Origin of the sequence: Halomonas getboli, assembly GCF_023094245.1 — a bacterium.
GTDB classification, from domain to species: Bacteria; Pseudomonadota; Gammaproteobacteria; order Pseudomonadales; family Halomonadaceae; genus Halomonas; species Halomonas getboli.
This window is the reverse complement of sequence record NZ_JALMEW010000002.1, coordinates 484,639-502,115: the sequence shown is the minus strand read 5'-3', so window position 1 is coordinate 502,115 and position 17,477 is coordinate 484,639. Positions and strand designations below refer to the sequence as shown.

Here is a 17,477-nt window from a genome sequence, read left to right as displayed (position 1 = left end):
CCACGCGCTCGCCGCCACTTCTCGTTTGCCCTGCGGGGCCTGATGCTGCTTTCGCTCCTGCTGCTGCCGCTGATGGCGGCCGCCCAGTCGCTGCCGATTCCCGCCCTGGGCGGCCAGGAGCAGAGCGGCGAGCAGCAGCCCGACCCCGCCGCCCTGCAGCAGGCGCTCGATCGCATCATCTCCACGCTGGAGGACGAGAACCGGCGCGACCAGCTGCTGAACAGCCTGGAGGCGCTGCGCACGGCCAACGGCCAGGTGGCCGAGGACGAGGGCATCGCCGGTCAGCAGGGCCTGCTCGGGGCGTTGGCCGACACCTTCAACGAGCTGGGCCAGCAGGCCGAATCCGGCAGCTCGCCCTTCAACGACTGGCAGCGCCAGTTCCGCCAGGGCTGGGGCGATTTCACGCAGCTGGTGATGCGCACCGGCGACGGAGCAGTGCTCAACTTCCTGGTCGAGATGGCGGTGCTGGTCGGCATCTGGGCCGGGCTGCTGGTGATCCTGATCGCGCTCGGGCGGCGGCTGGCGCAGCGCCGGGCATGGCCGCTGGATCTGCCCCGGGAACCCAAGGGCGCGCTGCTGGCGATCCACTTCCTGCGCCGTCTGCTGCCCTGGGCGCTGGCCTTCCTGCTGGCGCTGGGCGTAGCGCAGCTGGTCCCGGAGAGCGCCGGGCGCACCGGGGCGTTGGTAGTGGCCTACATCTCGCTGTGCGGGCGTACCCTGTCGGTGGTGGTGGAAACGGTGATCTCGGTGTTCACCCGCGGCCACCGCTTCGTCGCCGTGCAGATCCTCCAGCATCGGGCGCTGCGGCCGCTGTTCGTGATCGGGGCGCTGATCGCGCTGGGCGATGCCCTCAACTCCACCCGCATCACCGACGCGCTCGGCGTCGATCTGTCCAACCTGCTGTCGGTGATCGCCAACGTGCTGGCGGCGTTCCTGAGCGGCCGCTTCGTGGTCCGCTTCAAGCGGCCGATCACCCATCTGATTCGCAATCGCCCCTACTCGTATCGTCGCGACAGCAGCGCGGCCGCCGACATGGCTCGCGCGGTCGGCGGGCTGTGGCACATTCCGGCTCTGCTGCTGGTAAACGGCTCGCTGGTGGCGATCTTCGTCACCGGCGGCGACGTGGCTACTGCCCTGGCGCGCTCGATCGTGTCCGCGGCGCTGCTGGTGCTGACCCTGGTGGTGGCGGGGCTGATTCGTCGCCACTCCGAGCGCCGCACCAAGCGCCGCTTCCGCCGCGAGTATCGCCGCCGCCTGGAGCGCTTCGGCTATACCCTGGCCCACGTGCTGGCCTGGATCACCTTCGCCGAGCTGTTCCTGCAGGTGTGGGGCGGCTCGCTGATCGGCATCGGCCGCCAGGGCGTGGCCAGCGTGCGCATCGGCCAGGCGCTGCTCGGCATCGGCTTCACCGTGCTGCTGGCCTGGCTGGCCTGGATCTTCGCCGACACCGCCATCCAGCGGGCGCTGGCCTCCTCGGCGCGCACGCGCGGGCGGCGGGTCAACCAGGCCCGGGCCCAGACCATCACGCCGATGATCCGCAACATCATCTTCGCCACCATCGTGATCATCGCCTCCATCGTCGGGCTGGCCAATCTGGGAGTGAACGTCACGCCGCTGCTGGCCGGTGCCGGGGTGATCGGCCTGGCGATCGGCTTCGGCGCCCAGACCCTGGTGCAGGACCTGATCACCGGCATCTTCATCCTCATCGAGGACTCGCTGGCGGTGGAGGACTTCGTCGAGATCAACGGCCACATGGGCACCGTCGAGGGGTTGACGCTGCGCACCGTGAAGCTGCGCGATCTGGACGGCATCGTGCACATCATCACCTTCAGCCGCATCGACTCGATCCATAACATGTCGCGCCAGTTCGGCATCGCGCTGATGAAGATCCTGATTCCCTACGACATGAAGATCGACGACGCCATCGCCCTGATGCAGGAGACCGCCCAGGCGCTGCGCCAGGATCCGATGATGCGCCACTACATCTGGTCGCCGCTGGAGATGCAGGGCATTCACGCCTTCGAGAACGGCTGCCCGCTGCTGCGCATGCGCTTCCGCACCGCGCCGGAGATGCAGTGGGACGTGGCGCGTGCCTTCAACCTGCTGCTCAAGCGGCGCATGGAAGAGCAGAGCATGGACCTCGGCGTGCCGCGCCTGAGCGTCAGCATGGAAGGCCACGGCGGCGGCCGGCTCGACGGCACCACCGAATGGGGCGATGCCGCCGGCCGCCAGCCCGGCGAGGCCGGCGTCGCCGACCCCTATCGCCAGACCAGCGCCAGCGGCGGCTCCCCCGATCCGGGCTAAGATAGGCCGGCTAACGCGGCCCGGCTAGAACGGCGGCAGGTAGCGCCCCAGCATCGCACCGCCGGCCAGCGTCGCCAGCCACAGCACGATCAGCGCGCCGCGGCGCCCGGGCCTGCGGTTGTGGGCCCGGGCGGCCAGGTTCAGGCGCTGCATCCATTCCTCGAAGCGCGAGCCCGGCGGGCCCGGCGGCAGCGAGAAATCGTCCGCCGGGCCGGCGCGCCAGTAGGGCGCGTGGGTCAGGCCCAGCCGCGCGCGCAGCCGGCCGATGTCGGAGAGGGTGTCGTGGAGGGCGTCGTACTCGGCGCGGCGTGAGTCGGCCTGCAGCACGGTGGCGGCGTCGGCCTTCAGCGCGCTGTGCTCGCAGCGCGCGATGGCCTTGGCCAGTGCGGCTTCGTCGGCATCGGGCGAGAGGTGCAGTCGCTGGTAGAGGTCGCGCATTTCAGCTCACCTTCATCAGGAAGTCGTAGGCTCGGCGAATCCGCTGGAAGCGCCGCGAGGCGCTGGCCACGATCGCCTCGCCCTCTTGGTGGAAACGGTCCGGGTGGTGGGCCTGGGCCAGGCGTCGATAGGCCTTGCGGATCTCGCCGCGGCTGGCGCCGGGCTCCAGACCCAGCACGGTCAGGGCGCTGCGGATGCGGGGGTCCGGCGCCGCGGGCCGCTCGTGGGCGCGGTGGGCGCTCTCGTCGTCGCGCCGCTGTTCTCGATGGCCGCCGCGCCGTTGCGCCCGCTCGTCTTCCCGGCGTCGACGCGCCTGTTCGCGTTCGGCCCGCTGGCGCTGCTTCTCGGCCTCGCGACGGGCCTGCTGGCGGCGCTTCTCGGCGTCGCGCTCGGCCTGCTGACGGGCCTTTGCCTGTTCCTTCTCCTGCTGCCGCTGGCGCTTGGCTTCGGCCCTTTCCTCGCGGGCCTGACGCCGGGCCTCGGTCCTGGTCGCGCGGGGGCTTTCCGTCTCGGCCCGGTCGCGCTTGTCCGCCTGTTCCTGCGTGTACTGCTGACGCTTCTCCTCGCCGGCCGTCTCGCGGCGGCGGTCGCGGGCTCTCTGCTCGCGCCGCTGCCAGTAGTCCTGCCGGCTGGGGTCGCCCGGCTCGCGCAGCGCCCGCCCGACCTGGGAGGCATAGAGCTCGGCGAACTCCGGCGGCGACACGCCCAGCAGGTCGGCCAGGAAACGCAGCACATGGTGATTGGCCAGGGTCGGCTCGCCGTGCTCGGCGGCCAGGGTGACGGCCAGGCGCAGGAAGGCGCGGGCGGTGTCGCCGTGCAGTTCCTTCTGCAGTACCTCGGCGGCGAGCTGGATGGCGCCCAGGTCCTGGCTGGCGGCGATCTCCAGCAGCGGTTCCAGCGCGTGGCCGTGGCGGAAGGCGCCGGTCAGCGAGACCAGCTGGGCGCGTTCGGCTTCCCCGACCGGCCCCTGCTGGGTCAGCACCCAGGCCAGCAGCAGCAGCGCGGCGCTGTCGGCCTGGTCGCGACTCTGGAGCAGCAGCAGTTCGAAGGTGGAGAAGCGCGCGGCGGTCATTCCCTGACTCTGGTTGAAGGGCTCGGCAAGCCCGGTGCGACGATGTGCTAGCGTAATCTCGTGGGTGCCGGCATTCGCCCCTCGGGCGACGGCCGGGTACAGCCCTTCGTTATCGGCGGCGGGCGCCAAATCTTGATGCCAGGAGGAGACCCTCATGCGATCGCTGATCCAGACGTTGCTGGCGCCGGTGGTGTGGGTGGCCGACAAGCTCGGCACCAGCCGCGAGATCGAGCGCGACGAGGCGCAGCAGGCCGAAGTGGATGACGCCTGCGAGGCGCTGGCGCTCTACCAGTTCTGGAGCGAACCCGAGTGCATCCGCGTGCGCCGCGAGATCACCCGCCTGGGGCTCTCGATCGAGACCCGTGACGCCCGCCTCGATCCCGAACACGGCCAGACGCTGAAGGAGCAGGGCGGCAAGCTCCAGGTGCCGTGCCTCTATATCCGCGAGGCCTCCGGCGAGGAGCGCTGGCTCTACGATGCCAGGCGCATCATCGACTATCTGCGGGGGCGGTTTGGGGAGTAGTGCGGCGTCTTGTCTCGATACGGCAACGTCCTTTTCCACCGCGACAGTCCTCCGGGCAATGGCGCTCATACCACGCTAGATCCTCAACTAATTTAGTGGCAGGCTGAGGGAAAGGTCGTGATAGGTGGAAGGCTCGATGATCTGTGTTATGACGCCAAATTATTATCAAGGCTATTGAAAATCAGTCGGTTAGCTCGCGTGAGGCGCGCCGCATAACACGGATGAACATGCCGGCGCGTTTAAGTCGATAAACGAGCCGACTACCTAATAACTGTTATGCATCAAAATAGAGAGCAACAATGAACAAAGGAATATTGACCTTCTTCTGTGGAAAAATGGGTGCAGGAAAGTCTACCAAAGCTAGCGAAATCGCACTGAAAAGCAATGCAGTATTGCTTTCAGAGGATGAATGGCTTGCGTCACTTTACCCAAATAAGATTTTGTCACTAAATGACTATATCGAATATTCAAATCTGCTTAAGCCGCAGATTAAAAAGCTTGTTCAATCTATGTTGTCTACAGGAGCTAATGTGGTAATGGACTTTCCGGCAAATACTCTTTCACAAAGAGACTGGTTTCGGAGCATTTTTTTCGAGATTGAGGCTCCACATAATTTGATATATATCGACCTGCCAAACGCGGACTGCTTGAAACAGATTGAAAAACGGCGCAAAGAACAGCCAGAAAGATCGGCAACAGATACACCAGATATGTTTGAGCAGGTGACAAAGTATTTTATGGCCCCTACCCCCGAGGAAGGCTTCAATACAACCAAAGTGGCGCAAAATGCATAACAAGGCGCTGCTGCGGAAAATTTACTCGCTGACGCTCCTAATTTTCCGCAGAGCGCGGCGTTATACGGCATGAAACCCACAAGCTCGGAGTTTCAAGCATGGCTGACGATAGAGCGCTACAAACTTCCAGAACTTTACCTTTCTCCCCAGAAGAAATTTACGGAGCATTTGCTTCGCCTGAATTGTTGGCGGCATGGTGGGGCCCAGAGGGATTTTCAAATACCTTCGAAATTCATGATTTCAGGGAAGGGGGGCGCTGGAAATTCATAATGCACGCCCCAGACGGAACCGAACACCAGAATGAGAGCAAGTTCGAAGTGCTTGAGCCCAATTCGAAGATAGTCATTCACCACGACTGCCCGCCCAATTTCCGACTCACAGTAGAGCTCACTGCCGATGCTGAAGGAACGCACGTAAACTGGAAACAAGTGTTTGAAGATGCCCAAACTGCCCAGGTAGTCAAAGAGAGGGCTGGTCCAGCAAATGAGGAAAATCTTGATCGACTCACGCGGGTGCTTGAGCAGGCGAGAAATGCCGTATAACCAGGCAGTCAACCGGACGCCAAAAGCGGGGCGATTTTGTCTGGCATGACCATAAAGATACGGATGAGGTTTTTTGGTCGTCAAAGGCGAAATGGGTATCGAACTCCGGGATGGTATGATCCATCTCTCCGAGAGAGAAATGTATGTTGTCGAGAAGGGGGGAACATAAGCCCTTCGCTGAAGGTGAATGCCATGTTCTCCTTATTGGGCCGCGGGGCGTGGTCAATACCGGAGACTCCGGAAGCGCGCTTCAGGCGGACAATGATGTCTGGGTATAGCGGCAAGCTATCCTGCGCACACAAGGCCTGGCGCAGTGGCGACCTCGGTTTTGTTCCCTGGGATCTCTCCCGGGCAGGCAACCTTTTTTATGGCATCAGGATGATGAAATGGATCAGCAGGCAGCGTTGATCGTCGTCGATATGCAGCGTGGGATGGGGGAGCCCGACGCCGGCGAGCGCAACAATCCCGACGCCGAGCGGAATATTCAGGCGCTTCTGGCCGCCTGGCGCAAGAAGGGATGGCCGGTCGTGCATGTTCGTCATATATCGCGGACGCCGGGTTCACCGTTCTGGCCGGGCCAGCCCGGGGCCGAATTCCAGCCCGACATGGCACCGCTGGGTGAGGAGCATGTGGTCGAGAAGCACGTGCCCGATGCCTTCACGCACAGCAGTCTCGAGCGGTGGCTGCACGTCCGCGATCTTCGCCGGCTGGTGGTGGTCGGTGTGAGTACCAGCAACTCCGTCGAATCCACCGTGCGTACGGCAGGCAATCTGGGGTTCGAGGTGGCTGTGGTGTGTGATGCGACGTTCACCTTCGCCAAGTCCGACTACGCCGGGATTCCAAGGTCGGCGGAGGAAGTTCATGCCATGTCGCTGGCGAATCTCGAGGGTGAATATGCCGCGGTCGCGACCACGAGGGACATCCTTAGCGCCTCTGATCGATCGTCGAGCGTGTGATGTAATGCGGAGGTATACGGTCCCGCTCCGGCTGGCGGGCCGGGATGGGCGTGCAGCATCCCCCGACAGGCGGCCTGATATCCGCAATGGGAAGCGCGTTGGGCTTCTTCGACCCCCTGAGTCATTGAAGAGGGTCCACAATATGCTCAAGGAGCGCGTTCTACCTCTTCAGGACGTATCGGTAACCTGCGTAAGCGTCGCGGAGGATGCATGACCTCGATAAAGAAAATACCGGAATTCTGGCGACGTCGATCCCTGAAGTTCTGGCTGGCAACAGGCATGCTGATGAGCCTGGCGCCGATCTTCATTTCCGCGTTCGCGGGCTACTTACTCTATCGTGGGACGATCATCCAGCCATTGATTGAGGTCACTTCGGAGCAGCATCGTATTTTGCAGCCTTTGCAGAACGTGCAGCTGTCGCTTTGGGATGTCTCGGATTCGGTGATCGATTTCGCGATCGATGGCGAGCCCAGGCGCAAGATTGCCTATCAGCAGCAGGCCAGCCAGATCGACGCGGGCTTTGAACGGCTTGCCGCCGCCATGGATGATCAGGGCTTCGATATATCCCGGCTCAATCAGGCCAAGGAAGCCTGGCGGAGTCTGGCCGATCTTTCCAGCGCCATTCTGTCTGGTGAGTCACTGCACGGTAATGCCACGGTCGGCATGGGTGTAGAACAGTTCGAGGCGCTTATCGACGACCTGGCCCATCAACTCGAAACGGTTCAGGACACCGTCCGCATTCGGAACGAGCGGACCCATCAGCAAGCACTGGCCAGCCTGAAACTTTCCGAATATCTGGCGGTAGCCGGGCTGGCCGTCTCGATTCTTGGTGCGATCCTGGGCGTCATCGTCATCAATCGCTCGCTGGTCAGTAGCATGGACCAGTTGGCTGCCGGTTCAATGCGGTTTTCCGACGGGGAGCGCGATCATCTGATCGAGGTGCAGATCCCCCGTGAACTCGCCAATGTCGCTGATGCCTTCAACCTGATGACTAAGCGAATTCGTGAACAGGAAGACACTCTGGAGCTTATGACGATCACCGATGGTCTGACCGGCCTTTACAATCGGCGAGGCCTGGATCACCTGCTGTCCGAGGAAATGCGGCGAGCGGAGCAAGACGGCACGCCGCTCAGCCTGATCATCGGTGATATCGACCATTTCAAGGCCTTCAATGACACTCATGGACACCAGGCGGGGGATGAAGCCTTGAGATGTGTCGGTCGGACGCTGGCGGAGAATCTCCGAGAAGTGGACAAGGCGTGCCGATTTGGGGGCGAGGAGTTCGTGATCATCCTGCCGGGATGCTGCGCTCAAGACGCACGTCAGGCGGCGGAGAGGCTGAGGCGTGCGGTCGAGGCGAAGGTCTTGTCTCTCGACGGAGCGAAGACGGCTCAGGTGACCATCAGTCTGGGGGTTGCCACGTCTCCCGGCGTTGGTGGCACGACCGAGATCTTGCTGAAACGTGCCGACTCGGCCTTGTATCAAGCGAAGGAACAAGGCCGTAACCGGGTGATAGCCACCGTATAAAGGGTTGAATGCCTCCCCCTATACCGGAAGAGGCGTGGGTAAGGTGTCTGAGGTGCTGCGACATCGGATGATCGCGATGGCGCAACCGTACAGCAACGAGGCTCCCTCGCCATGCCACTCGGTGACGAGGCTCGGTTCAAAGCGCCTCTTCCAGCAGCATCAGCAGCCGTTTGTAGTGCAGCTCGTTGGCCTCGTCGTTGTATGAAGGCGCGTCCTTGGCGGTAAAGCCGTGGGCGGCGCCACGGTAGAGCTCGGTGGTGAAGTGCACGCCGGCCTTGGCCAAGGCCTCGTCCATGCGGGCGATCTGCTCGGGCGGCAGCAGCTCGTCCTGATCGGCGTGGGCGAAGTAGACGCGGCCTGCGATGTTTCCCACCACGTTTATCGGCGCGTTCTCGTCATCGGCCTTGGCCAGGTGGGCGGAGTGGAAGCCGGCCGCGGCGGCGACGCGCTGCGGGTGCTCGGCAGCCATGCGCAGCGCGAAGGCACCGGTCATGCAGTAGCCGACCACGGCGACCTTGCCCCCGGCGAAATCCGGCGCGGCGTCGATGCCCTCGAGCCAGGCGGCGAAATCTCGGAACTGCGCCTCGGGCGTCAGGTGGCCGGCGTACTCGACCAGCGTCGGGCGCACGTCGGGATCGCGGAACGACTTGCCCGCCGGGACGATCTCGCCGGCCGCGTCGCGATAGTAGACGTTGGGCATCAGCACGGCGTAGCCGGCGTCGGCGATGCGCTGGGCCTTCTCGTGATAGCAGGGGCGCAGGCCGCCGATATCGGTGAGCAGCACCACGGCCGGCAGCGGGCCCTCGGCGTTTGCGGGCGTGAAGACATGGGCGTCGATGGTGCCGTCGGCGGCGGCAAGGTCGATGGCGCGAGACATGAGGGCTCCGTATGGTGGATGGGCAGAGTGGGCATCAGGCATTGGCCCTGTGAGTGGTGACAATCTCTACCATAACGGGCCGATGCCACTAAAGCGCTTTAATCGACGCGTGAGAGCGGCTGGGGCGGCTTGGCGTCGTCGGGATCTCTTATGACCTTTTACAAGGGGCTGTGATGACAGAACAAGCCGGGTTTTACGTGCTGTATCGCTTCAAGGTGGTGCCGGGCAAGGAGGAGGCCTTCAAGGATGGGTGGTGCCGAATGACCGAGGCCATCCGCGAGCAACGTGGAGGGCTGGGCTCCCGCCTGCACTATTCCGAGGATGGCTGGTGGGTGGCCTATGCGAAGTGGCCGAGCCGGCAGGCCTGGGAGGCGTCACGAAGGCTTGCCGAGTCACCCGACAGCGAGGCCGCCGCCCTCATGGCGCAGTCCCTTCAGGAGCGTTTGCCGCCTATACCTCTAGCACCCGAGATCGATCTGATTGACCGCCGTTAGGAGACCGGCGGCTAGCGCGAGGGATGATACCGGCGGGGCCACGAAGGGAGCGTTACTGCCCGCCGCCGATGGTCAGTCGCAAAGCCTGGAGGCCGCCGAGCTCGAGCCGGACTTCCTCGGAGAACAGCGGGTGGCCGTGCACGGTGAGGTCGATGCTGGCGGCCGCGCCGCGGTAGTGCACGTCGGCGGTGACGTCCGCCTCGGTGCCGAGCGGTGCCAGCGGATCGTAGCGGACGCCGTCCACTTCCACGGCGGTGAGGCCCATGTCGGTCAGCGCCTGGGTCACGTTTTTCTTCACGGCCATGCCGTAGGTGACGTAGAGCCCTCCGTAGGCCAGCGCGGCGATCACGATCAGGGAGAGAAGTCGGCCCATCGCGGGTTCCTCGTGTGAAAGTCGGGTCAGATGACGGACTGGCGGGGCTGCCAGCCGCCCTCGCGAATCGCGGGGAAGCCCGCGACGTCGCGATTGTAAAGATACAGCCAGGCCGGGCCGAAGGCGGTCGCGTGCACGACCCGGTCATAGGTGCCGCTGGCCGGCTGGCGCACGCGATAGTCCTCGAGCACGTCGAGCTCCTTGAGCCCCGCGACATCGACGCGGAACACCTCGATTTCGACGCCCATCGAGCGTTCGAGCCGGGCACCGGGGTAGGGGCCGAGGTCGAACAGGGTGATGTCGGTGAGCACGTCCGCGCCCACGAACTCGGCGCCGTTCAGCCAGTGGTGATTGCGCAGGCCGCGTTTCAGGGTGCCGTAGACGGCGACCAGCGGCGTGCGCTCGATGGCGATGGCGGGGCTATGCATAGAGGCTGCTGTTCCTTTCCGCGGTTTAGCGGCTCTCCAGTCTACCAAAACGCCCCGCACGATGGCGGGGCGTCGAGGGCGAGCGGCAATGGGAGAGTGTGGCTCAATCCATCGCCGAGTCGCGGCCCAGGTTCTCGGGGCCGAAGGGCGTCCATGGGGTCAGACCCCGGCCGAGCCATCAGGCCCGTTATGGTGCACTGCTCTGGCTGTATCGCCGCCGCCGGGGTCTGACCCCATGGCGGCAATCAGCTCGCCATCGGCAGAGAAAGGGACGCCGACGGCGATGCCATTTTGGGAAGGCCTCGGGCTCAGTCGCCCAGGGTCGAGGAATGGCCCAGATTCTCGGGGCCGAAGGAGTCGGGCAATAGCTGATCCATGGTGTAGCGGCGCAGCAGCGTGCCCTGGGCGTCGACCACGCGGATCAGCGTCTCGGGCGTGGCGAACTCGCGGATGCGCTGGCGGCAGTCGCCGCAGGGCGTGCACAGGTGCTCGCCCGGGCCGATCACGTAGACCTCGCGCAGCTCGCGCTCGCCGGCGCTGGCCATGGTGGCGATGGCCGAGGCCTCGGCGCAGATGCCCTTGTAGTGGGCCACCTCGACGTTGGCGCCGACATAGCGAGTGCCGCTCTCGCTGACGATCAGCGCGCCCACCGGATGGTTCGAGTAGGGCGCGTAGGCGCGGTCGCGCACGCCGATCAGCGCCTCGACGATATCGGGCTGAACCTCGCTCATGCCTGGGCCTCCCGGGCGGCATCGTCGCGCAGCACGCTTTCCAGGGCGACGGTCATCATCTCGTCGAAGGTGGTGGCGCGCTCGTCGCTGGAGAGCGAGTCGCCGCGCACGATGTGGTCGGACACCGTGCAGATGGTGGCGGCCCGGGCGCCGTACTCGGCGGCCACGCCGTAGAGGCCGGCGGCCTCCATTTCCACGCCGACGATGCCGTAGCGGCGCATCAGATCGATCATCTCGGGGCGCGGGTCGTAGAACAGGTCCGCCGAGAAGATGTTGCCGACCTTGACCGGCACGCCCTGGGCCGCGGCGGCGTCCACCGCATGGCGGGTCAGCGCGAAGTCGGCGATGGCGGCGAAGTCGTTGCCGAGGAAGCGGGTACGGTTGACGCCGGAGTCGGTGCAGGCGCCCTGGCCGATGACCACGTCACGCACCTTCACGTCGTCGCGCACCGCGCCGCAGGAGCCGACGCGGATCAGGCTCTTCACGCCGAACTCGGTGATCAGCTCCTTGGCGTAGATCGATACGGACGGAATGCCCATGCCGTGGCCCATCACCGAGATCTCGCGGCCCTTGTAGGTGCCGGTGTAGCCGTACATGTTGCGCACGTCGTTCACCTGGCGGGCGTCCTCGAGGAAGGTCTCGGCGATGTACCTGGCGCGCAGCGGGTCGCCGGGCATCAGCACGGTGTCGGCGAAATCGCCGCGTTCGGCCTTGATATGCGGGGTGGCCATGTTCGGTCTCCTTGGTCGTGTCGGTCCGGGGCTCGGCGGGCCGGGTCTTAGCGTGCCTGGGCGTTGAGAGCCGGTAGAAAGCTTTCGCCGTCATCCATGGGCGCCAGGCCGAGGTGGGCGGCCAGGCTCTGGCCGATGTCGGCAAAGCTCTCGCGGATGCCCAGCGAGCCGGGCGCCAGGCCGGCACCGCTGGCCAGCACCGGGATGTGCTCGCGGGTGTGATCGCTGCCGGGCCAGGTCGGATCGCAGCCGTGGTCGGCGGTGAGGATCAGCAGGTCGTCGTCCTCGAGGCGCGCCAGCAGCTCGGGCAGGCGGGCGTCGAAGGCCTCCAGGGCGGCGGCGTAGCCGGCCGTGTCGCGGCGGTGGCCGTAGACCATGTCGAAGTCGACGAAGTTGGTCATGATCAGCGAGCGCTCCCCGGCCTCGGCCATCGCATCCAGGGTGGCATCGAACAGGGTGTCGTGGCCGCTGGCCTTGATGGTGCGCGTGATGCCGCAGTGGGCGTAGATGTCGGCGATCTTGCCGATCGCCACCACGTTGCCGCCGTCGTCATGCAGCTTCTGCAGCACCGTGGGTGCGGGCGGTTCGACGCTGTAGTCGCGGCGGTTGCCAGTGCGGGCGAAGTCGTGGGCGCTCTGGCCCGTGAAGGGACGCGCGATCACCCGGCCGATGTTGTAGGGCTCGAGCAGCCGGCGGGCGATCTCGCACAGCTCGTAGAGGCGCTCGAGGCCGAAGGCCTGCTCGTGGGCGGCGATCTGGAACACCGAGTCCGCCGAGGTGTAGACGATCGGCTTGCCGCTGGCGACGTGCTCTTCGCCGAGCCGGGCGATGATCTCGGTGCCGGAGGCGTGGCAGTCGCCGATCACGCCGGGCAGGCCGGCCTCGCGCACCAGCGCCTCGAGCAGCTCGGGCGGGAAGCTGTGCTCGCGCTCGCTGAAGTAGCCCCACTCGAAGCGCACCGGCACGCCGGCGATCTCCCAGTGGCCGGAGGGCGTGTCCTTGCCGGACGAGACCTCCCGGGCGATGCCGTAGGCGCCGTCGACAGTCTCCGGCGGCGTGACGCCGGCGGCCCAGGCGCCGGTGCTCTCGTGGTGGGCGTGGAACAGGCCCAGCCGGCCGAGGTTCGGCAGCGCGAGCGGACCCTGGCGGTTCTCGCCGTCGGTCGCGCCGGACGCGCAGGCCTCGGCGATATGGCCCAGGGTGTCGGCGCCGGCGTCGCCGAAGGCCTCGGCGTCCGGGGTGGCGCCGAGGCCGAAGGAATCGAGAACGAGCACGATGGCGCGGGTCATGGGACCTCCCGACGGATGGTGTCCTGAATCAGTGGTGGGGCGGGGCAGGGCGCGTCACTCAGCGTGAGGGCGTCGCGCAGCTGGGCCTCGGCGCGTTCGGCGTCGGCCTCGCTGCGGGCGTGGATGCGGGCCAGCGGCTGGCCGGCGGTGACGGCCGCGCCCAGCGCGGCGATGTCGGACAGGCCGACGGCCGGGTCGATGGCGTCCGCCGGATGGCGGCGCCCGCCGCCGAGCTCGACCACCGCCATGCCCACGGCCCGAGTGTCGATGGCGCCGAGATGGCCGGCGCGCGCGGCGCGGACCTCGCGCACCACCGGCGCGGCGGGCAGGTGGGCGTCGGCGCGCTCGAGCAGATCGCTCGGCCCGCCGAGGCCCGCCACCATGCGCGCGAAGCGCTCGGCGGCGGCGCCGGAGGCCAGCCGTTCGTCGAGCCGGGTGAACGCCGCGCCGCGGTCGGCGGCCAGGCCCCCGGCCAGCAGCATTTCCGCGGCCAGGGTGCGGGTGACCTCGAGCAGGCGGCCGCCGCGGCGCTCGCCGGTCAGCACCGCCAGCGCCTCGCGCACCTCCACGGCGTTGCCGGCGCAGGGTGCCAGGGGCTGGCTCATGTCGGTCAGCAGCGCGGTGGTCGGCGTGCCGGCGCGGCTGGCTACCGTGGCGATGGCGGTGGCGAGCTCCCGGGAGGCCTCGGGCGTGGGCATGAAGGCGCCGCTGCCGACCTTGACGTCCATCACCAGGGCGTCGAGGCCGCAGGCGAGCTTCTTGCCCAGGATCGAGGCCACGATCAGCGGCAGCGACTCCACGGTGGCGGTGACGTCGCGCACCGCGTAGAGGCGCTTGTCGGCCGGGGCCAGGCTGCCGGTCTGGCCGATGATCGCCACGCCCGCGTCCTTCACCAGGCGGCGGAAGGTGGCGGTGTCCGGGGTGACCGAGTAGCCGGGGATCGCCTCGAGCTTGTCGAGGGTTCCGCCGGTGTGGCCGAGGCCGCGCCCGGAGATCATCGGCACGTGGCCGCCGCAGGCGGCGACCCAGGGGCCGAGCACCAGCGAGACCAGATCGCCGACGCCGCCGGTGGAGTGCTTGTCGAGCACCGGGCCGAGCAGGTCGAGCCCGCTCCAGTCGAGCACCTCGCCGGAGTCGCGGGTGGCCTCGGTGAGGGCCACCGTTTCGGCGTCGTCCATGCCCTGCAGATAAATGGCCATGGCCAGGGCGCCGACCTGGGCGTCCGCGAGGCGGCCGTCGGCGATGCCGGAAACCAGCTCGCGGATGGCGTCGGGCGGCAGCGGCCGCCCGTCGCGCTTGGCGCGGATGGCTTCCTGGGGAAGCATCAGTAGTCGTCCTCGTCGCCGTCGGCGGCCGGGGCGTCGAAGGCGCCGAGGTTCATCAGCAGGTCGTCGAGCAGGCCGGAGGCGCCGAAGCGGAAGTGGGCCGGGGAGATCCAGCCGGCGCCCATGATGCGCTCGGCGAGCTCCAGGTAGGCCGCGGCATCCTCGGTGGTGCGTACGCCGCCGGCGGCCTTGAAGCCGATGTCCTTGCCACTGTCGCGGATCACCTCGAGCAGGATCTCGGCGGCTTCCAGGGTGGCGTTGATCTCGACCTTGCCGGTGGAGGTCTTGAGGAAGTCGGCGCCGCCTTCCACGGCCAGTTCGGCGGCGCGGCGGATCAGCGCCGGGTCCTTGAGCTCGCCGGTCTCGAGGATCACCTTGAGGGTGGCATCGCCGCAGGCGGCCTTGCACATCTCGACCAGGTCCTGGCCCACGCCTTCGTCGCCGGCTATCAGCGCGCGGTAGGGGAACACCACGTCGACTTCGTCGGCGCCGGAGGCCACGGCCTCGCGGGTGGCGCGGGCCGCGCGCATCACGTCGTCGTCGCCGTCGGGGAAGTTGGTGACGGTGGCGATCTTGACGCTGTCGTTCAGGCGATGGGCGGTCAGCGCGCGGCGGGCCGGGACGATGAACTGCGGGTAGATGCAGATCGCTGCCGGGGTGCCCATCGGCGTCTTGGCACGCTGGCACAGGCCCTCGACGGTGGCGTCGGTGTCATCGTCGTTGAGGCTGGTGAGGTCGAGCAGCGGCAGGGCCTGGCGGGCGACGCGTTGCAGATCGGTCATTGACGGGGTCCTGTAGAGACGTGGTCCGGTAGAAAAGGGGCCTGTTTGACAGAGTACACCGCGGCCGAGCGGGCCGCGGTGTCGCCGGTTCAGGCCCCGAGGGCGATGAAGAAGCCGGCCAGGGTAGCGGACATCAGGTTGGAAAGGGTACCCGCGAGCACGGCCTTGAGGCCCAGGCGGGCGATGTCGTGACGCCGGCTGGGGGCGATGCTGCCCAGGCCGCCGAGCAGGATGGCGATGGACGACAGGTTGGCGAAGCCGCACAGCGCGAACGACAGGATCGCGGCGGTGTGCCGAGACAGCGCCTCGCCGGTGGCCGCCACGATCTGGTCGCCGCTGAGGTAGGGCGCCAGGTTGATGTAGGCGACGAACTCGTTGACCACCAGCTTCTGGCCGATAAAGGAGCCGGCCAGAGTGGCCTCGTTCCAGGGCACGCCGAGCAGGAAGGCCAGCGGCGAGAACAGCCAGCCGAGCAGCATCTCGAGGCTCAGTGAATCGTAGCCGAACCAGCCGCCGATGCCGCCGAGGATGCCGTTGACCAGCGCGATCAGGCCGATGAAGGCCAGCAGCATGGCGCCGACGTTGGCGGCCAGCATCAGGCCGGAGCTGGCGCCGGAGGCGGCGGCGTCGAGCACGTTGCTGGGATGGTCCTCTTCCTCGTCGAGGCGCTCCTCGGCGGCGGAGACGCTGTCTTCGGGCGCCTCGGTCTCGGGCAGCAGCAGCTTGGCGAACAGCAGCCCGCCGGGGGCGGCCATGAAGGAGGCGGCGACCAGGTATTCCATGGGAATGCCCAGCGCGGCGTAGCCGGCCAGCACCGAGCCGGCCACCGAGGCCAGGCCGCCGCACATCACGGCGAACAGCTGCGATTCGGTCATCTTGGCGATGAAGGGGCGCACCACCAGCGGGGCCTCGGTCTGGCCGACGAAGATGTTGGCGGTGGCCGAGAGCGACTCGGTGCGCGAGGTGCCGAGCGCCTTCTGCAGCGCACCGCCGAGGATGCGGATGATCCACTGCATGATGCCGAGGTAGTAGAGCACCGCGGTCAGCGAGGAGAAGAAGATGATGATCGGCAGCACCTTGACGGCGAAGATGAAGCCGGAGGACTCGGCGTCGGCCAGGCCGCCGAACAGGAAGCTGATGCCGTCGTCGGCATAGAGCACCACCTGGCTGACGGCGTCGGAGACGGTGGCGAGCACGGCCTGGCCGGCCGGCACGTAGAGCACGAAGGCGCCGATGCCGGCCTGGATGGCGAAGGCGCCGCCCACGGTGCGCAGGCGGATCGCGCGGCGATTGCTGGAAAAGAGCACGGCGATGGCGATCAGCGTCGCGATGCCGATCAGGCTCATGAGCAAGGTCATGGGGATGTCCTTGTGGTTGATGGCAGAGGCGCGCGCGACGCGCCTCGGGGCCGGCGATGGGTCACGAGGCGCGGCAGGTTACAGGAAGTTGTACTTCAGGGTATAGATCATCGCATTCTGGTACTCGCCGGCGGTGCCCAGCTTGTTGTTCGAATAGCGATACTGCACGCCGGTGGTGATCTCGTCGATCGGGTGCCACCACAGCGCCACGGCGCCGTTGGTGCCCAGCTCGCCGGCCGGGCCGTTGACGTAGTTCCTGCGCAGGTACTCGTCGTCGCGCTCGAAGGTCTGCTCGTGCCAGTTGGTCAGGCTGAAGGCCTCGCCGAAGGCCTGGAAGTCGTAGCCCAGCACCCAGCCGGCCATGTAGCCGTTCTCGCCGCTGTAGCTGTTGCCGTCGCTCTCGACCCAGGCCTTGCCGATGAACGGCTTGAACCACAGGCCATTGGCGAAGGTGTGGCGATAGCCGAAGCCGACTACGCGGTCCTGTTCCTCGCTGTCGTAGCCGTAGTCGCGGAAATCGTAGACGTGGAAGTACAGCGAGAAGGGCGATTCGCCGAGATAGATGTGCGAGGTGACCTTGGCGGCGCTGCGACGGTTGTCGCGGCCGTCTTCCTCGGCGGTATCGTTATGCGGGTTCTCGGCGTCGTAGAAACCGTAGAATTCGCCCCAGTCGAAGCCGACGCCGCCTTCGAGCTCGAGGTAGAAGAAGTCGCCCTTGGCGGCGTTGGTCGAGGTGCGTTCCTCGGTGCCGTCGGACCAGTCGAGATAGTTGACCGAGACGTTGGCGAACGACCACTGGGGCGTGAGGGCCGTGGCGGCGGCATCGTCGGACGCGGCGGCGGGCAGGGCGGTGGCGCCCAGCAGCAGGCCGGCCAGGGAAACGCTGTGGCGGGGAGCGAGGGAAATCGTCATGGGGATCGGCTTCTCTGAACG

At 66.6% G+C, this 17,477-nt stretch carries 19 protein-coding genes; 7 read left to right on the top strand and 12 right to left on the bottom strand.

Annotated features, from left to right (window positions below):
* The first annotated feature begins 42 nt into the window (after positions 1 to 42).
* On the top strand, positions 43 to 2,304 hold the full coding sequence (locus tag MYL53_RS07295; RefSeq protein WP_247852955.1) for a mechanosensitive ion channel family protein: 2,262 nt from the start codon (positions 43 to 45) through the stop codon (positions 2,302 to 2,304).
* Between the two features lie 24 nt (positions 2,305 to 2,328).
* Here the strand turns inward: MYL53_RS07295 and MYL53_RS07290 are convergent, their stop codons facing one another.
* Both MYL53_RS07290 and MYL53_RS07285 read right to left on the bottom strand, forming a co-directional pair.
* Positions 2,329 to 2,742 carry a hypothetical protein gene (locus MYL53_RS07290; protein WP_247852954.1) on the bottom strand — a complete coding sequence of 138 codons (414 nt, stop codon included), beginning with the start codon at positions 2,740 to 2,742 and terminating at the stop codon, positions 2,329 to 2,331.
* A 1-nt stretch (position 2,743) separates the two neighbouring features.
* Positions 2,744 to 3,814 carry a J domain-containing protein gene (locus tag MYL53_RS07285; RefSeq protein WP_247852953.1) on the bottom strand — a complete coding sequence of 357 codons (1,071 nt, stop codon included), beginning with the start codon at positions 3,812 to 3,814 and terminating at the stop codon, positions 2,744 to 2,746.
* 154 nt (positions 3,815 to 3,968) lie between these two features.
* On the opposite strand from MYL53_RS07285, the gene MYL53_RS07280 reads away from it, so the two are divergent.
* The 5 genes from MYL53_RS07280 (at position 3,969) to MYL53_RS07260 (ending at position 8,156) form a co-directional block, all read left to right on the top strand.
* Complete coding sequence (locus MYL53_RS07280; protein ID WP_247852952.1) at positions 3,969 to 4,337, top strand: glutaredoxin family protein; 369 nt, start codon at positions 3,969 to 3,971, stop codon at positions 4,335 to 4,337.
* A 299-nt stretch (positions 4,338 to 4,636) separates the two neighbouring features.
* Positions 4,637 to 5,131 carry a P-loop nucleotide/nucleoside kinase family protein gene (locus MYL53_RS07275; protein WP_247852951.1) on the top strand — a complete coding sequence of 165 codons (495 nt, stop codon included), beginning with the start codon at positions 4,637 to 4,639 and terminating at the stop codon, positions 5,129 to 5,131.
* Positions 5,132 to 5,229: 98 nt separating this feature from the next.
* Positions 5,230 to 5,673 (top strand): SRPBCC domain-containing protein, encoded by a 444-nt coding sequence (locus MYL53_RS07270; RefSeq protein ID WP_247852950.1) that lies wholly within the window; start codon positions 5,230 to 5,232, stop codon positions 5,671 to 5,673.
* Between the two features lie 386 nt (positions 5,674 to 6,059).
* Entirely contained in the window at positions 6,060 to 6,629 is a 570-nt protein-coding gene (locus MYL53_RS07265) for a cysteine hydrolase family protein (RefSeq protein ID WP_247852949.1), read from the top strand.
* Between the two features lie 210 nt (positions 6,630 to 6,839).
* Entirely contained in the window at positions 6,840 to 8,156 is a 1,317-nt protein-coding gene (locus MYL53_RS07260; protein WP_247852948.1) for a diguanylate cyclase, read from the top strand.
* A 136-nt stretch (positions 8,157 to 8,292) separates the two neighbouring features.
* On the opposite strand, the gene MYL53_RS07255 is transcribed toward MYL53_RS07260, so the two are convergent.
* Positions 8,293 to 9,033, bottom strand: coding sequence for a dienelactone hydrolase family protein (locus tag MYL53_RS07255; RefSeq protein WP_247852947.1), 741 nt, complete (start codon positions 9,031 to 9,033; stop codon positions 8,293 to 8,295).
* 173 nt (positions 9,034 to 9,206) lie between these two features.
* Here MYL53_RS07255 and MYL53_RS07250 point away from each other — a divergent pair, with 173 nt between their 5' ends.
* Positions 9,207 to 9,527, top strand: a complete 321-nt coding sequence (locus tag MYL53_RS07250) for an antibiotic biosynthesis monooxygenase family protein (RefSeq protein WP_247852946.1) — start codon at positions 9,207 to 9,209, stop codon at positions 9,525 to 9,527.
* Positions 9,528 to 9,579: 52 nt separating this feature from the next.
* Here MYL53_RS07250 and MYL53_RS07245 read toward each other — a convergent pair whose 3' ends face one another.
* From MYL53_RS07245 to MYL53_RS07205, 9 genes are all read right to left on the bottom strand, one after another.
* Entirely contained in the window at positions 9,580 to 9,900 is a 321-nt protein-coding gene (locus MYL53_RS07245; RefSeq protein ID WP_247852945.1) for a hypothetical protein, read from the bottom strand.
* Positions 9,901 to 9,926: 26 nt separating this feature from the next.
* The gene (locus tag MYL53_RS07240) at positions 9,927 to 10,328 is read right to left on the bottom strand and encodes a gamma-glutamylcyclotransferase family protein (RefSeq protein ID WP_247852944.1); all 402 of its coding nucleotides are present in this window, start codon (positions 10,326 to 10,328) and stop codon (positions 9,927 to 9,929) included.
* A gap of 308 nt (positions 10,329 to 10,636) precedes the next feature.
* Positions 10,637 to 11,059: a cytidine deaminase gene (gene cdd, locus MYL53_RS07235; RefSeq protein WP_247852943.1), complete on the bottom strand. Its 423-nt coding sequence runs from the start codon at positions 11,057 to 11,059 to the stop codon at positions 10,637 to 10,639.
* A complete protein-coding gene (gene deoD / locus MYL53_RS07230) occupies positions 11,056 to 11,790 on the bottom strand; it encodes a purine-nucleoside phosphorylase (RefSeq protein WP_247852942.1) in 735 nt (244 codons plus the stop codon). The genes cdd and deoD overlap by 4 nt, the downstream gene beginning before the upstream one ends.
* Before the next feature lie 47 nt (positions 11,791 to 11,837).
* Positions 11,838 to 13,079: a phosphopentomutase gene (locus MYL53_RS07225; RefSeq protein WP_247852941.1), complete on the bottom strand. Its 1,242-nt coding sequence runs from the start codon at positions 13,077 to 13,079 to the stop codon at positions 11,838 to 11,840.
* Positions 13,076 to 14,404, bottom strand: coding sequence for a thymidine phosphorylase (gene deoA / locus MYL53_RS07220; protein ID WP_247852940.1), 1,329 nt, complete (start codon positions 14,402 to 14,404; stop codon positions 13,076 to 13,078). Before deoA ends, MYL53_RS07225 begins: the two co-directional genes overlap by 4 nt.
* Positions 14,404 to 15,186: a deoxyribose-phosphate aldolase gene (deoC, locus tag MYL53_RS07215; RefSeq protein ID WP_247852939.1), complete on the bottom strand. Its 783-nt coding sequence runs from the start codon at positions 15,184 to 15,186 to the stop codon at positions 14,404 to 14,406. Before deoC ends, deoA begins: the two co-directional genes overlap by 1 nt.
* Before the next feature lie 89 nt (positions 15,187 to 15,275).
* Positions 15,276 to 16,544 (bottom strand): NupC/NupG family nucleoside CNT transporter, encoded by a 1,269-nt coding sequence (locus MYL53_RS07210; protein WP_247852938.1) that lies wholly within the window; start codon positions 16,542 to 16,544, stop codon positions 15,276 to 15,278.
* A 78-nt stretch (positions 16,545 to 16,622) separates the two neighbouring features.
* Positions 16,623 to 17,456: an outer membrane protein OmpK gene (locus MYL53_RS07205; protein WP_247852937.1), complete on the bottom strand. Its 834-nt coding sequence runs from the start codon at positions 17,454 to 17,456 to the stop codon at positions 16,623 to 16,625.
* Positions 17,457 to 17,477 lie beyond the last annotated feature (21 nt).

What these genes read in the sequence shown, in the direction of transcription:
- MYL53_RS07280 (WP_247852952.1), top strand. Translation starts at nt 3,969, where the DNA reads ATGCGATCGCTGATCCAGACGTTGCTGGCGCCGGTGGTGTGGGTGGCC.
- MYL53_RS07295 (WP_247852955.1), top strand. Translation starts at nt 43, where the DNA reads ATGCTGCTTTCGCTCCTGCTGCTGCCGCTGATGGCGGCCGCCCAGTCG.
- deoD (WP_247852942.1), bottom strand. Translation starts at nt 11,790, where the DNA reads ATGGCCACCCCGCATATCAAGGCCGAACGCGGCGATTTCGCCGACACC.
- deoC (WP_247852939.1), bottom strand. Translation starts at nt 15,186, where the DNA reads ATGACCGATCTGCAACGCGTCGCCCGCCAGGCCCTGCCGCTGCTCGAC.
- MYL53_RS07290 (WP_247852954.1), bottom strand. Translation starts at nt 2,742, where the DNA reads ATGCGCGACCTCTACCAGCGACTGCACCTCTCGCCCGATGCCGACGAA.
- MYL53_RS07255 (WP_247852947.1), bottom strand. Translation starts at nt 9,033, where the DNA reads ATGTCTCGCGCCATCGACCTTGCCGCCGCCGACGGCACCATCGACGCC.
- MYL53_RS07245 (WP_247852945.1), bottom strand. Translation starts at nt 9,900, where the DNA reads ATGGGCCGACTTCTCTCCCTGATCGTGATCGCCGCGCTGGCCTACGGA.
- MYL53_RS07205 (WP_247852937.1), bottom strand. Translation starts at nt 17,456, where the DNA reads ATGACGATTTCCCTCGCTCCCCGCCACAGCGTTTCCCTGGCCGGCCTG.
- MYL53_RS07225 (WP_247852941.1), bottom strand. Translation starts at nt 13,079, where the DNA reads ATGACCCGCGCCATCGTGCTCGTTCTCGATTCCTTCGGCCTCGGCGCC.
- MYL53_RS07275 (WP_247852951.1), top strand. Translation starts at nt 4,637, where the DNA reads ATGAACAAAGGAATATTGACCTTCTTCTGTGGAAAAATGGGTGCAGGA.
- MYL53_RS07260 (WP_247852948.1), top strand. Translation starts at nt 6,840, where the DNA reads ATGACCTCGATAAAGAAAATACCGGAATTCTGGCGACGTCGATCCCTG.
- MYL53_RS07270 (WP_247852950.1), top strand. Translation starts at nt 5,230, where the DNA reads ATGGCTGACGATAGAGCGCTACAAACTTCCAGAACTTTACCTTTCTCC.
- MYL53_RS07265 (WP_247852949.1), top strand. Translation starts at nt 6,060, where the DNA reads ATGGATCAGCAGGCAGCGTTGATCGTCGTCGATATGCAGCGTGGGATG.
- MYL53_RS07240 (WP_247852944.1), bottom strand. Translation starts at nt 10,328, where the DNA reads ATGCATAGCCCCGCCATCGCCATCGAGCGCACGCCGCTGGTCGCCGTC.
- MYL53_RS07250 (WP_247852946.1), top strand. Translation starts at nt 9,207, where the DNA reads ATGACAGAACAAGCCGGGTTTTACGTGCTGTATCGCTTCAAGGTGGTG.
- deoA (WP_247852940.1), bottom strand. Translation starts at nt 14,404, where the DNA reads ATGCTTCCCCAGGAAGCCATCCGCGCCAAGCGCGACGGGCGGCCGCTG.
- MYL53_RS07210 (WP_247852938.1), bottom strand. Translation starts at nt 16,544, where the DNA reads ATGACCTTGCTCATGAGCCTGATCGGCATCGCGACGCTGATCGCCATC.
- cdd (WP_247852943.1), bottom strand. Translation starts at nt 11,059, where the DNA reads ATGAGCGAGGTTCAGCCCGATATCGTCGAGGCGCTGATCGGCGTGCGC.
- MYL53_RS07285 (WP_247852953.1), bottom strand. Translation starts at nt 3,814, where the DNA reads ATGACCGCCGCGCGCTTCTCCACCTTCGAACTGCTGCTGCTCCAGAGT.